The sequence below is a fragment of the Brucella sp. MAB-22 genome (assembly GCF_025908475.1).
GTDB classification, from domain to species: Bacteria; Pseudomonadota; Alphaproteobacteria; order Rhizobiales; family Rhizobiaceae; genus Brucella; species Brucella anthropi.
This window is the reverse complement of the sequence record NZ_CP109781.1, coordinates 936,159-949,208: the sequence shown is the minus strand read 5'-3', so window position 1 is coordinate 949,208 and position 13,050 is coordinate 936,159. Positions and strand designations below refer to the sequence as shown.

Below are 13,050 nucleotides of genomic sequence, written 5' to 3'. Positions count from 1 at the left end.
TCGATATTTTATATTATATTGCATAGCATATTAGCTAGTATTGATATTTTATTTCATCGATTAAGAAATTTTCTAAAAGGATATTGCAATGAAGAAATATGCATTGATGCCACTGGTTATTGCTTCCATTCTTTGGGGTGTTGGCGGCGCTTTTGCGGTAGAAATGAGTAATCAAAGCGTTCAAGCGATGAGCATGTCGACCCGTAATCATTCGCTTACGCAGATTGCCGACGGCGGCAGTCAGGAAGAATGCAAGAAAAAGGCGCAGACCATTTGCAACCCCATAAAAGACCAGCCTTACGAGTATAATAACTGCATCAAGCGTGAAGTGGCAAAATGCATGGGCACGCCCTTCAAGTTCTGATCGGATACTTGCTTTAGGATGAATGAATGCCTGACACCGGAACTCCGGTGTCAGGTTTTGCCGAGTCGTACCCAATTTATGAGGCGGCCGATGACGCAGCTGAGCTCCCACCGCCTCGATTGCTTCTATGATGCCTGCAATCCTGTGAGCAGGCAGAGTATCCAAACAAGCAGAAATCTTTTCGACCCGCGTTTCGCATCGGTCGGATCATGCTTTAATTCTTCGAAGCGGTGGTTAGCGGAACGACGATCTCTTTCCAGAATTTGTCTTCATCGATGTAGTTCTGAATGGCGGCTTTCTGAGTGCCGACCGGTCCCGGTTTTGCCTCCGCATTGCCTCCTATATCATTGTTGGTGAAAGCAAGGCTTCGGCCATAGTCGAGACCCATCTCGGTGTTCACGTCGACATAGACACCGGTGGCAGGTACAGCTGCGCCATCCTTGGGGCGAGGGGCATTGTTCCAGGCAAGGACAATCGACGGGTCGATGACATAGGCGGCCGCAAACAGGTCCCAGACGTTATCGGGTCCGAATGTGGTTCCGCCTTGCGCCTTGATCTGTTCTTCCCGTGCAAGCCAGAGTTTCTGAATGCCGGGAGGGCTATTGTCGACCATTTTCCGATAGAGGTCCTCCGGCATTCCTCCCGTATGTTCATTGGCTTCCAGACCGGAGATCACCTGATTGCCATATGCCTTGAAGGATTCGGAATTCGGATCGCCCCATTTCGACCTGACACTGATCTTGGCGGCTTCAGGGTCTGCCCACCAGTTGAACTCTGCCGATGCCGACGAATTCCCCGGAACGTAGAAGGCGCCGCCCATATAGACGATTTCAGCGACCTTCGATGGAAAGCTCGGATCCTTCAGGATGGCGCGTGCAATATTGGTGAGTGGACCAATTGCCACCAGCTTGACCTGGCCGGGATACTTGTTGACGGTGTCGACGAGAAAATCCACAGCGTCTCTGTTGCCATCCGGGTCCGGATTATCCAGGCCATACACCCGTTTATAGGATGGGGCCTCGCCATATTTATGCTTGTAGACGTCGGACCATTTTGCCGTCGGATCGGCATCAATCTCATTGCCCGCATCCGGCCGCAGATAACCGCCCCAACCGGTGATCGGGCTGATTTGCAGTTCGGCTGCCAGCACCTCCGGGGTGGCTTTGTTTCCTCGCCAGTTGCGAATGCCGTAACGGCTGCCTTCGTAGATTGGCACCTCAGAGCCGAGCGCCTCCAGTTGTCGCGCGCCCGCGGCGACACCAGCTGGCATGGGTGTGTTTCCTGAAACGACGGTTACGCCCAGCAGGTCGATGTTGGGAGCGCGCTCCAGCAGAAGCATGGCGGTGCCATCATCGAATAGCTCGACCATATCCGCGTCTAAAATGACTTTCGTGCGCGTTTCTTGAGAAAATGCAACGCCAGATACTGCCAGCGAACAAGTCAAAGTCCAGGCAAAGATAGACGGCCTGATATCCATTCTGTCCTCCCTTTGTGTTGATCGGTTCTCACAGATCGAAACAGGATGAATAAAATATTACACAGTTTTTTTGTCAACATGAGGCGGTGATGTATAGCGAAACATTATAGAACAAATCAGCAGTCTAAATTATGGAGTTACAGTTAGAGTTTGGTCTGTGTCTATTAGAGTGCCGACGCGCCTACATATTCTGTAGCAATTATTTTTTCAGTGAAGGTTGTTACGGAGTTTCGGTTTTTTTGAAGTCGAGCGTCCCGGGCGTTTGTTGCATACTGGCGTCAGTTCCGGCGAGGCGAAAAACACTCTAACGGAATAGTCCAATGATTTCCGTCGTTTATGAAGTGGTTGGATATTGATGGATGCTATCCCGAGAGAACAAGAGACTGTTTGGGATAATTTCCGCGCCAGCAAATTCAATGACTTACGTTTAGAAAATGCGAGCGGATCAAGAACCGTTAGCCTTAGCCCTGCCCAGCCTGGTCAACGCAAAGAGATACTCGGCTTTGCCCCACGTTGGCCAGATATATCTTTTCATCATACGACACACTACCGCAGACTTGGGTGTGTGTTCGCAAGACAGCGGGCGCATAATATGAGAACGGGAGGCTCTTCAGAAACAGTAAGGTGACCATCATGAAACCGTACTCACTATTCGTTGTTGCTGGATTGGCGTTAATGAATGCCACAATTGCTTATGCGGGTTCAAACACAGCATTACAAAGCACGTCCACATTACCATCGACTGATCCAGCAGAGACAATCGTCCATGGGGCAACGTCAGCGCAGCTGAAAGCCGCTAAGCCACGAGTCTGTCAATATAAGACTTGGCAAGATTGCATAGCAGCCTGCGGAACCTCGCTGTGCATATATTGCTCAGGCAATGGAAAATATGCCTGCGAAAAGGAGAAATGAGACGTGGTGCATGGATGCGGACGGAATTCAGGTGTGTACACAGTTCAACATATGATCGAGTGCTCAGCAGCCAAGGACGACTTCCGTTCGCTAATTGGGGTCGGTTCCAGCAGAGGGCGAAATGGTACGTTTAACTGTCTCAATTTAACCCGTTCGCATTTTCTAAACGTAAGTCATTGAATTTGCTGGCGCGGAAATTATCCCAAACAGTCTCTTGTTCTCTCGGGATAGCATCCATCAATATCCAATCATTCATAAATATCGAAAATCATTGGACTATTCCGTTAAAGTTTTTTCCGCCCCAGCCGAAACCGACCCAATAATCCGATCTGCTTCAATCAAATTGAATCGCACCCCGATTGTTTGACGGGCACAAGACATTCTCCGACATAAAAACGTTTTTATTTTTCTTGAAAACGTTTTTATATGTTGTTACCGTTTTGGTATGACGATTGTGGGAGCTTGAAATGTCGAGGTCGATTGACCGAATAAAAACGCGTGTGCGACCGACGATCAAAACGCTCGCGGAACACACGGGCTATTCGATTGCGACGATTTCGAAGGCATTGCACGGTTCGCCGGTCGTGACGGAAGAGACACGCAAGATTATTCTCTCCGCTGCAGACGAGCTTGGCTATCAGGCCAATGCCCGTGGCATGGCGTTGCGTACCGGCAAGACCTATCAAGCCGCCGTATTGATGCCGATGAATTCGGTGGCGGGTTATGAATGGGACGGTGTCGAATATACGCAGATTCTCAGCGGTCTCAGCCAGATTCTCGATGATAGCGATTATCAGCTTTCCGTTTATGGCTATCGCAGTTTTGACGATGCCTGTGCCATCACGCGCCGCATCGTCGATCAAAGCCTCGCCGATGGTCTGATCTTTTCAGGCGTTCTGGCCGACGATGCGCGCATCGACATGCTGGTCGAGGCTGACTTTCCTTTCGTGTCCCTGGGGAGATGCCGCAAATCGCTCGTTTATGCCCATGTCGACGTGGACAATGAATGGGCCGCACATGCCGCAACTGCACGACTGATCGCTGGCGGGCACCGGCGCATCGGTCTGGTGAATGCGGATGCGCGTTTTTCCTATGCTCTCGACAGGATCGATGGTTTTACGCGTGCCTTCACAGAGGCAGGTGCTGCGCCATGTACCGATCTGGTTATCGGCGGCGACTTGTCCACACGCTTCGGACGCGATTCTGCGCTGGCTCTCCGGGAAGAGCGTGATCCACCGACGGCGCTGGTCTGTGTCAATGAAGCGACAACGCTCGGTGTGTTGTCCGCATTGCGGTCGCTGGGGCTGGAAGTCGGGCAGGACATCGACGTCATCGCCTATGACGACATCAATGTCAGCGCCTATTTCACTCCGCCGGTCACGACCCTCTATCAGCCGATCGAAGTGTTGGGGCAACGGCTGGGGGAATTTCTGTTGCGGCGTATGGGAGGGGAAGACCCTGCGCAATTGAGGGAGGTTTTTCGTCCGGAGCTCGTCGCGCGTCAGCCCGACGATCTGGGCGGGAAGCTTAATTCCTAGAGCGGTTTGGCCTTCTCACGGGGTGGCGGGAACCGCTCCGGCGAACAGCTTTCAATGCTGTTTCAGAGGCGCAACCGCTTCGTGCATTCGTCGAAAGTGTTCTAATGGGAGGAGTACACATGAAAAAGACAATTCTGACTTTGGCGCTCGCGCTGATGTCCTCTGTCGCTGCACATGCGGCCGATCTTGAGGGAAAAATGCTCAAGGTCGGTTCCGACACGACCTCGCCGCCGATGGAAAGCGTCGATCCGGCTACGGGGCAGATCGTCGGCTTCGATGTCGACGTGGTGAATGCAATCTGCGCCAAGATCAATTGCAAGGCGGAATTCGTGACCACGGGCTGGGATGGCATTTTCGCGGCTCTGGAGCAGGGCAATTTCGATCTCGTTGCATCGGGAGTCTCGATTACCGATGAACGCAAGAAGGCGATGGATTTCTCCGAGCCTTACATCGTCAACAGCCAGGCCGTTTTGATGCGTGCCGAAGATGATGGCCTGACACTTGATGACTTCAAGTCGAAAGGCAAAAAGCTGTCGGCGCAGGCGAATACGACCGACGCTCAGGTAGCCGAAGGTATTGTCGGCAAGGATAATGTTGTTGCCTATGACAGTTTCAGCGCCTCCGTCATCGCGCTCAAGAACAAGGACGTCGACGGCGTGGTGATCAACGGGGCCAATGCACCCGCCTATGAAAAGGAATTCGCAGGCGAGCTCGTCGTTCCAATTCGCGACCTGCAATCCGATCCGCTGGGGCTGGTCTTCCGCAAGGGCGATGAAACCGCTGCCGCCTTCAACGAAGGGATCAAGGCCATCAAGGAAGACGGCACGCTCGATGCACTCATCAGCAAATATTGGGGCGCAAAATAGTCCGGAACATTTCTGGCGGTGAACCTGCGAAAGTAAAGCACGTGCTGCCGAGATGATGCGCAAAACCAAGAAGGTGAGCCTATCCCGAAGAACGCATGGCGGTTTTCGGGATAGCCAAAACAGATAGAGCAGTTCCAACGACTCCAACTCCGTTGGCCTTGGCCCACACGCAACGCCTCTGGAACATCGCATCCAGAGGGTCGGGAGACGGTTCAAATGTATTTTTTGATGCGCTTGCGTCCGAGCAACATGATCGTGCTCGCCGCACTGCCATTTGTCGTCTATCTCTTCGCCAGTTCAAACGACTACCAGCGTTCGCTTCTGGCTATCCTGGGCGTCGAGCCGGGATCATCAGCTTTCGTGCCGGGTTTTGTGCTGCTTTGCGCAGCCTTTGCCTCCGGTCTTGCCACGATGTTGTTCATGCGCAGGAACAATACGCGCTGGGGGATTCCTTGCGCGGCGCTCAATCTCCTGTCGGCTGCCGCGCTCGTGGCAACACCTGTTGTGTATCCCTATCTGCACTCGGTTGTGGCCAATGGGGTCGATCCGTTCACGTCCGATCTCGTGGTGAAAGGCGTCACACCGCGGCGCCTTACCGAGGCCGCGGCACTAGCGACGGATCGGTACGGGTTCATCATCCTGTTGAGCTATCTCGGTGCGACCGTTCTGGGTCTGCTCCTGAGCCTGACGGGGCGATCCGGGAACGGATTGTCGGGATCGCGCAAGGCGGGTTTCATCCTGCTGGCAACGATCAACGGGCTTGGATTATTTCTTGTCCTCTTTGCAGCGCATGTGGCATTTGCCGCCGGGGTTGCAACGACCATTCGGGCGGCCATTTCGGCCTATATCATTGCGGCGCTTCTGGCCCTGCTTTGGGTTGGCCTGCAAAAGCTTCAATATAGCAGCCGGGGAGACTTTATCTTCATCGGCCTGACGTTGCTGATGGCCTGCATGGCTGCCTGGTTTCTGTTTCAGCCGCGCCAGGCCTATACGCTCGCCGGCACCCTCGACGGCAAGATCGGCGTGGTAACCGGCACGCCATCGAGCATGATCGGTACGGTGCGATACGGCCAGTTTCCCGATGGTCCCGAAAACGAAGTGCCATTGCGCACATTTCGCGGTCCGCCTGAAGCGCTCGCCGCCCTTGGCAAGAAGGCCGATGTCAGCGCGGTACTGCTTCCGGCGGCTTCAGTCCCGGCGAACGTGCCTGTCCTGTGGCAGACGGAAGCGTTGAACGACCGCGACAAGTCGGCGGGCATTGCCTTCGTCGTTCTGGCCATTGCGCTCGGATTGCTGACGGCTTGCGGTCATATCCATCGCCGTCATCCTCTCTCCATCGGCTCAGAATTCATCGTGGATACGATCCGGGGCATTCCCATGCTCGTCATCGTACTCTATGTCGGCCTGCCCTTGAGTGGCGCATTGAAGGACGCCACGCAGGGCGTGATCGATCCGCCGAATATGGCTCGCGGTGTGGCGGCGATGGCGTTGGCCTACTCGGCCTATCTGGCGGAAATTTTCCGCTCCGGCATCAACGCAATTCCGCGGGGACAAATCGAGGCGGCGCGCAGCCTTGGTCTCAACGGCTGGCAGACCGCCCGTCTGGTGATCCTGCCACAGGCTTTCCGTATCATCATCCCGCCGCTCGGCAACGAACTGATCGCTATTCTCAAGGACACGTCGCTTCTGTCGATCCTGTCCATTCGGGATATCACGCAGCGCATGCGCGAGTTCCAGTCAGCAAGCTTCCTGCCGTTCGCGCCGTATAATTCGGCTGCGATCTTCTACATCCTCCTCACGCTGGCTGCGGCCAGTCTCGTCAGCACAATCGAGAGAAAATATGATGCCAACAAACATCGTTAAAGCCCGCCAAGACCTGCAGCAGCGCGCCTCCGGACTGGTCTTTCCGAATAATTTTGCCTTTGGTGCCGCGACCTCGGCCTATCAGATCGAAGGCGCCCCTTGTGAAGACGGCAAGAGCGAGAGCATCTGGGACCGGTTCTGCAAAAAGCCGGGCGCCATCATCGACCAGTCCAGCGGTGACGTTGCTTGCGATCACTACCATCGCTGGCGCGAGGACATTGCGGTGCTGAAAGCGATGGACCTCAAAGCCTATCGCTTCTCCCTCGCCTGGACCCGGATTCTGCCGGGGGGGTACGGTGCGGTCAATTCCAAGGGAATAGGCTTTTACGACCGCCTCATAGACGATCTACTGGAGGCGGGCATCGAACCCTATGCGACGCTCTATCATTGGGATCTGCCGCAGGTCTTGCAGGACAAGGGCGGCTGGTATGTTCGGGAGACTGCGGATGCGCTGGCCGAATATGCCTCGGTTGCCGTTCGCAGTTTCGGTGATCGCGTCAAGAAGTGGACGACGCTCAATGAACCATGGACCTTCTGCTGGTCAGGCCATGCCAGCGCCGAAGATGCGCCGGGCTTGGCTGATGGCGTAAAAGGCGGGGTCACGTCAAGCCATCATGCACTGCTTGGCCACGGCAAGGCTGTTCAGGCCATTCGTGCAGAACGCGCTGATGTCTCCGTGGGCATTGTGTTCGATCTCAACGTGGCGGAACCGGCCAGCGACGATCCGCGTGACGTTGCGGCAGCGAAACGTTTCGATGGTGCACAGAACCGCTGGTTCCTAGATGCCGTTTTCAAGGGCGCCTATCCGCAGGACATGTTGGAGCTTTACGGCGATCTCCTGCCGCCCATCCATCCGGAAGACAACAAGACGATTGCGGAGCCGCTCGATTATCTGGGCGTTAACATCTATCGCCGGTCTGTGATCGCGGCAGGTGACGAACTGCCACCGCTCAACTATCGTCGCGTACAGCCGGAAGGCACCTATTCCGCAGTTGGTTATGAAGTCTGGCCGCGCTGCATCTATGACATTCTTCATTATGTTAATGACGGCTATGCGCCAAAGGAAATCTATATTTCCGAAAGCGGCGTGGCAACGCGGCCGGAAGATGTGGGGCCGGATGGGCATGTCTGGGACGATCTGCGAGCGAAATATTATGTCGATCATCTGGAGCAGGTGGCCAAAGCCATTGATGAGGGCGTGCCGGTGAGGGGTTACTTCGCCTGGACGCTGACAGACAATTTTGAGTGGGCCTTTGGTTACACGACACCGTTCGGCATTACCCATATCGATTTCAAAACCCAGGAGCGTCGCGTCAAATATTCTGGCGAGGTTTATGCCCTCATTGCAAGGCAGGACGGAAATATTGAAACGAGGAGCGCGGCGATTGGCTGACAACGGGCACAGGACCGTCCTCATTACCGGAGCCACACGCGGCCTTGGCCGCGAACTGGCATGGCAATATGCCAAGGATGGCTGGCGTGTGATCGCCTGCGGTCGCCGGCCGCCTGAAACGCCATGCGCCCCCGGTATCGAGTTTCAGATGCTCGATACGGCTGACCCGGTTTCGGTGGCAGCGCTTGGTGATCGTCTGGCCATGCGTTCTCTGGACCTTGTCATCAACAATGCGGCTGTTCGCAGTCGCATTGCTGGCCTTGCGCCGCTCGATCCGGATGATTTCATGGCAGTCGTCAGGACAAATATGCTCGGCCCTGTTCTGGTAGCGCGCGCATTGCGGAACTGCCTGGCGCGTGGCACGGAGCCGATGATTGCCAATATCAGCAGCCGGGCCGGCTCGATCTCAGAGGGTCTGCTGGACGATGACGATGACGATTATGCCTATCGGTGCTCCAAAGCCGGATTGAACATGGCGACCGCCCAACTGGCCTTGGATCTTCGGGCTGAAGGCATAAAGGTGATTGCACTTCACCCCGGCTGGGTAAAGACGGATATGGGCGGTGAAGGAGCAGTCGTGAATGCGGAGAACAGCGCGTGTGGATTGAGAACGGTAATCGCCGGTGCTCCCAAAACCGGGGCCTTCCTGTCCTATAATGGCGACGAAATCAGTTGGTAAGCTGAAAGATCAGGACACTACGCCCGGCCATCATCTTCGACAAGAAGTGGGCGACGGCCACTACAATTCTCCGAGTTTGGTTTTCAGTTGCTCCTTAAAAGGAGTTTGAGCCGGGCATTTTCGGCTGCCAACGCTTTCGGTTCTTCAATTTTGTAACGAGACGTTTGCCGGTAGTCGCATCGTCGGGCGACCTTCCTGCTCGCGCTGGAATGGATTGAATAGATGCTGTTTGTCTAAGACAGGCGGCACGACGGCCTCAGCGACGATAACCGATCACAGCTGCTTGAGCGGAACGCAAGGAACGTGTTGGTAGAACTTGCCTCCAGTGAGACGATACGGATTCAATCACAATATTCATAATTATATCAATTTCATTGCAACATATTTATTCAATATAATAAATATAATTATTAGTAACTTGAGTTATATAATAGAATTATTTTTTATTGGATTGGTGGATTTAATTCATATACATTGATAAAAATTCAATTATTTTCTCCGGAAATATTATGATCAAATTATATACTTTCTTCTTAAATGGTGCATCATATTTGGCTCTGACCATTTCCGTTGTGTCTCCACTAACGGTTGCGCCTCTCATTGGCGGCGTCACTATCGCTCGCGCCGATGATCTGCCAGGGAATGCCGGAGGGGTGGGAACGACAAATGACGATACAGACTTGCCAAATGATATAACTGCCACAGGCGGTCGAGGTAATGGCTATGGAGGTGGGGGAGCCGGTGGTAGTCTAGGTGCCAGTCATACTCTAGGTGGGAATCCATCAATAGATGGGGCCGGTGGAGATGGTGCCTTCGCGATCGTTAACGGAAAAACGTATCTGGGTGGTGCGGGAGGGAGTGTTGGCCAGACGGCTCTTGGAACGGATACTGTACATATAAATGGCGGGGCCGGCAGTCAGGGCATTAATGAAATAGGTTCAGGCGGCGGCGGTGGTGGCGCAGGTTTGTTTCTTTCGGGTGGCGGCTCTTTCTCGCTTGCAACCGGCTCGACGATTACGGGAGGAGCAGGAGGCTTTGGCGGTGCCGGTATTTATTCAGGCGCTAACGGAGCCGGCGGCGGCGGCGGCGCTGGCGTATTATTGCGTGGGACGACCCTGATTACATCAACTGCGACAACAGTTACCGGAGGCAATGGCGGTAATGGAGGAACCCGTCCCGGCACATTGAAGTCCGGCGGTGGTGCGGGGGGCGACGGCGTTGTCGTTCAGGGCGGGGTACTCGTCAATCAGGGCACTGTAACGGGAGGTACTGGTGGTAGTGCTTCAGATAGCTACGCCGATACTCAACTCGGCTCGTCTGGAGGAGACGGGGGTAGTGGCGTCTACGTCAGTCAAGGTACGCTTGTAAACCGCGGGCAGATCAATGGCGGTGTGGTTGGCCGCATTCCTCAAAGGAGCACAGTTGGAGCATCGGGTTCCGGTGTCCGGGTCGGATCGAACTCACATGTCGTCAATGAAGGCACAATTTCTGCAGGCGGGGCCGACGCCAATGCAGTCGATATTCTCGGCAGCAATAACACATTTGAGATTCATGATGGCTCGTCCATCACAGGAAACGTTGTGGTGGCAGGTGGCACACAGGGAAATACCTTTGTGCTTGGCGGTTCAGATGACGGCAGTTTCGACGTATCTTTGATTGGTACACAGTATCAAGGATTTCAATCCAATCGCAAAGACGGTTCCGGTACCTGGACACTGACCGGAACAGGCAATTTTACTCAAGGTTTTACCATTGCCGATGGTGTGCTTTCCGTTTCTTCGGATGCGAGCCTTGGTGCGGCTGCTGCCGGTCTGACGCTTGACGGCGGCACGCTGCAGGTGACGGGTACGAGCTTCACCTCCACCGCTCGGTCACTGACCTTGGGTGAGCATGGTGGCGGGCTTGATATCGCGGATGCCGGTAACACATTCACTGTTTCACAGGCATTGTCGGGCAATGGGTATCTTCGCAAGCAAGGCGATGGCACTTTGGTGTTGTCCGGCAATAACAATTTTACCGGTGGCCTGATCATTGAGAAAGGGACAGTTCAAGCTGGAACTGCCGATCATGCTTTCGGTTCAGGTCTGTTGACCGTCAATGAAGGTGCGAAGGTCGATCTCGCGAATTTCAATACGACGACAGGTGGTCTTGCCGGTGCGGGCGATGTCGCTATGGGCGGCGGCAATCTCAACCTTGACCAGAGTTTCGATACGCTGTTCTCCGGTGTGGTCGATGGCTCCGGCGCTTTGACCAAGACTGGTTCCGGCACACTTACATTGGCTGGCGTCAATAGTTACACAGGCCAGACGGTGGTTTCCGGCGGCACTTTGAAACAGGGCGCACAAGGCGCTTTCAACGCATCATCTTCGGGCTATGAAGTTGCCAGCAACGGCACACTTGATCTTGGTGGCTACTCCACTTCGCTTGCCAGCCTTGGCAACACCGGGAACGTCAATTTCGGCGGAACAGGCGGAACCGTGCTCAACATTGCAGGCAATTACACCGGCAATGGCGGCATGATGACCGTCAATACGGTTCTGGGTGGCGATGATTCCAAAACCGACATGCTGAAGGTCGATGGTGATACATCGGGGTCGACAAAGCTATATGTGAACAATGCAGGTGGTTCCGGCGCACAGACCGTCAACGGCATCAAGGTCGTCGATGTGTCAGGCTCATCGAATGGCTCGTTCTCGCTGGCAAACAGCTACAAGACCAAGGATGGCCAGCAGGCAGTTGTCGGCGGAGCCTATGCCTATACCTTGCAGCAGGGCAGCAAGAGGACGCCGGCTGACGGTGACTGGTATCTCGTCAGTCATGTCGATGGACCCAATTCCGGCTCCAACCCGAGACCCCGTTACAGCGCCGGTGTTCCTGTTTACGAGGGCTATGTTCAAAACATGCTGGCTCTCAACAAATTGCCCACCCTCCAGCAGCGTGTCGGCAGTCGTTACTGGACTGGCGAGAACGGCAGTGGTTCAGACAACGGCGCAACGGTGAATGAGTATGGTGTCTGGGCACGCGTCGAAGGCGGGCATAATCGTCTTGAGCCAGACACGTCAACGTCGCAGATGAAGCAGGACATCAATACTGTCATCATGCAGGCCGGTGTCGATGGCCAGTTCTATGAGGGCGAGAATGGCAAGCTGATTGGCGGCATCACCGGACAATACGGCCATGCCCGCGGCGATGTCTCTTCCTTCCATGGCGATGGTGATATCAGCACGGATGCATGGAGCCTTGGAGCGACCGCGACCTGGTACGGCAATAACGGCTTCTATGTTGACGGTCAGGGTCAGGTGACGTGGTTCGACAACGACCTCAACTCCTGGACCGCCAATACCGGCCTTGCCGATGGACGCAAGGCGACAGGCTATGCACTGAGCATCGAAGCCGGGCAGCGTATCCCGATACGGGGCAGCTGGGCACTCACGCCACAAGCACAGCTGATGTGGTCATCCATTGATGCAGATGAATTCAGCGATACATGGGGCAGTCGCGTCAGTTTGCATGATGGTGACAGTCTTTTGGGACGCCTGGGCCTCGCAGCGGATTATCGCTCGGACTGGAAAGGCAATGACGGACTGATGGTCAATACCAGCGTCTATGGCATTGCCAATGTCTATCAGGCATTCCTTGGCGGGACGACGGTCAACGTGTCCGGCATCGACTTCGAAACCGACAATGACCGGACCTGGGCTGGGATCGGCGCTGGCGGCACCTATGCCTGGGCAGACAACAAATATGCTGTCTACGGCGAAGGCTCTATCAACACTTCCCTCAATCACTTCGCCAACAGCTATGCCGTCAAGGGGAGTGTTGGCTTCAAGGTGAAGTGGTAGGTGCTGGCTTCGACGATAACCTTCGCAGCATGAGACTCCCTATCTCCATCAATGATATGGGAGTCTCATTCTCGCACTCTGGAAAGATTAAAAGAAAAATGCACCGCCATCAACGC

At 54.6% G+C, this 13,050-nt stretch carries 8 protein-coding genes; 7 read left to right on the top strand and 1 reads right to left on the bottom strand.

The window, feature by feature from the left end; translation table 11 throughout:
- Positions 1 to 88: 88 nt before the first annotated feature.
- A complete protein-coding gene (locus OHI65_RS04195; RefSeq protein ID WP_125301103.1) occupies positions 89 to 364 on the top strand; it encodes a hypothetical protein in 276 nt (91 codons plus the stop codon).
- A gap of 214 nt (positions 365 to 578) precedes the next feature.
- Here the strand turns inward: OHI65_RS04195 and OHI65_RS04190 are convergent, their stop codons facing one another.
- On the bottom strand, positions 579 to 1,841 hold the full coding sequence (locus tag OHI65_RS04190) for a nucleoside hydrolase (RefSeq protein WP_125301104.1): 1,263 nt from the start codon (positions 1,839 to 1,841) through the stop codon (positions 579 to 581).
- Between the two features lie 1,379 nt (positions 1,842 to 3,220).
- Here OHI65_RS04190 and OHI65_RS04185 point away from each other — a divergent pair.
- The 6 genes from OHI65_RS04185 (at position 3,221) to OHI65_RS04160 (ending at position 12,934) form a co-directional block, all read left to right on the top strand.
- On the top strand, positions 3,221 to 4,291 hold the full coding sequence (locus tag OHI65_RS04185; RefSeq protein ID WP_011982517.1) for a LacI family DNA-binding transcriptional regulator: 1,071 nt from the start codon (positions 3,221 to 3,223) through the stop codon (positions 4,289 to 4,291).
- A gap of 119 nt (positions 4,292 to 4,410) precedes the next feature.
- Positions 4,411 to 5,157 (top strand): transporter substrate-binding domain-containing protein, encoded by a 747-nt coding sequence (locus tag OHI65_RS04180; RefSeq protein ID WP_011982518.1) that lies wholly within the window; start codon positions 4,411 to 4,413, stop codon positions 5,155 to 5,157.
- Positions 5,158 to 5,373: 216 nt separating this feature from the next.
- Complete coding sequence (locus OHI65_RS04175; protein WP_011982519.1) at positions 5,374 to 7,020, top strand: amino acid ABC transporter permease; 1,647 nt, start codon at positions 5,374 to 5,376, stop codon at positions 7,018 to 7,020.
- A complete protein-coding gene (locus OHI65_RS04170; protein ID WP_235824423.1) occupies positions 6,998 to 8,413 on the top strand; it encodes a GH1 family beta-glucosidase in 1,416 nt (471 codons plus the stop codon). The genes OHI65_RS04175 and OHI65_RS04170 overlap by 23 nt, the downstream gene beginning before the upstream one ends.
- Positions 8,406 to 9,092, top strand: a complete 687-nt coding sequence (locus OHI65_RS04165) for an SDR family oxidoreductase (protein WP_125301106.1) — start codon at positions 8,406 to 8,408, stop codon at positions 9,090 to 9,092. Before OHI65_RS04170 ends, OHI65_RS04165 begins: the two co-directional genes overlap by 8 nt.
- Before the next feature lie 965 nt (positions 9,093 to 10,057).
- Positions 10,058 to 12,934 (top strand): autotransporter outer membrane beta-barrel domain-containing protein, encoded by a 2,877-nt coding sequence (locus OHI65_RS04160; RefSeq protein ID WP_264358740.1) that lies wholly within the window; start codon positions 10,058 to 10,060, stop codon positions 12,932 to 12,934.
- The last annotated feature ends 116 nt before the right edge of the window (positions 12,935 to 13,050 follow it).